This window comes from Streptomyces sp. NPDC087787 (genome assembly GCF_044743035.1).
GTDB lineage: Bacteria > Actinomycetota > Actinomycetes > Streptomycetales > Streptomycetaceae > Streptomyces.
In genome coordinates, this window is sequence record NZ_JBIUVQ010000058.1 from 1 (window position 1) to 1,555 (window position 1,555).

The window sequence follows — 1,555 nt, forward strand, 5'->3', positions numbered from 1 at the left end:
TGTGACGGGTGGTTGGTCGTTGTTTGAGAACTGCACAGTGGACGCGAGCATCTGTGGCCAAGTTTTTAAGGGCGCACGGTGGATGCCTTGGCACCAGGAACCGATGAAGGACGTGGGAGGCCACGATAGTCCCCGGGGAGTCGTCAACCAGGCTTTGATCCGGGGGTTTCCGAATGGGGAAACCCGGCAGTCGTCATGGGCTGTCACCCTTGTCTGAACACATAGGGCAAGTGGAGGGAACGCGGGGAAGTGAAACATCTCAGTACCCGCAGGAAGAGAAAACAACCGTGATTCCGGGAGTAGTGGCGAGCGAAACTGGATGAGGCCAAACCGTATGCGTGTGAGACCCGGCAGGGGTTGCGCATACGGGGTTGTGGGATCTCTCTTGATCAGTCTGCCGGCTGGTCGACGAGTCAGAAACCGTTGATGTAGACGAAGGACATGCGAAAGGTCCGGCGTAGAGGGTAAGACCCCCGTAGTCGAAACGTCAGCGGCTCGTTTGAGAGACACCCAAGTAGCACGGGGCCCGAGAAATCCCGTGTGAATCTGGCGGGACCACCCGCTAAGCCTAAATATTCCCTGGTGACCGATAGCGGATAGTACCGTGAGGGAATGGTGAAAAGTACCCCGGGAGGGGAGTGAAATAGTACCTGAAACCGTGTGCCTACAAGCCGTGGGAGCGTCGGATACAGCTTGCTGTATCTCGTGACTGCGTGCCTTTTGAAGAATGAGCCTGCGAGTTTGCGGTGTGTTGCGAGGTTAACCCGAGTGGGGTAGCCGTAGCGAAAGCGAGTCCGAATAGGGCGGTGGAGTAGCACGCTCAAGACCCGAAGCGGAGTGATCTAGCCATGGGCAGGTTGAAGCGGAGGTAAGACTTCGTGGAGGACCGAACCCACCAGGGTTGAAAACCTGGGGGATGACCTGTGGTTAGGGGTGAAAGGCCAATCAAACTCCGTGATAGCTGGTTCTCCCCGAAATGCATTTAGGTGCAGCGTCGTGTGTTTCTTGCCGGAGGTAGAGCACTGGATAGGCGATGGGCCCTACCGGGTTACTGACCTTAGCCAAACTCCGAATGCCGGTAAGTGAGAGCGCGGCAGTGAGACTGTGGGGGATAAGCTCCATGGTCGAGAGGGAAACAGCCCAGAGCATCGACTAAGGCCCCTAAGCGTACGCTAAGTGGGAAAGGATGTGGAGTCGCACAGACAACCAGGAGGTTGGCTTAGAAGCAGCCACCCTTGAAAGAGTGCGTAATAGCTCACTGGTCTAGTGATTCCGCGCCGACAATGTAGCGGGGCTCAAGCGTACCGCCGAAGTCGTGTCATTGCGATATGTACCCCCAACGGGGATCGTGATGGGTAGGGGAGCGTCGTCTGCCGGGTGAAGCAGCCGCGTAAGCGAGTTGTGGACGGTTGACGAGTGAGAATGCAGGCATGAGTAGCGATTCACACGTGAGAAACGTGTGCGCCGATTGACTAAGGGTTCCTGGGTCAAGCTGATCTGCCCAGGGTAAGTCGGGACCTAAGGCGAGGCCGACAGGCGTAGTCGATGGATAACC

General features: G+C 57.0%; 1 rRNA gene (cut by a window edge). It reads left to right on the forward strand.

Annotation, left to right across the window (positions count from 1 at the left end):
• Positions 1-55: 55 nt before the first annotated feature.
• Positions 56-1,555, forward strand: a 23S ribosomal RNA gene (locus tag ACIOWN_RS34420) (it continues 1,720 nt past the right edge of the window).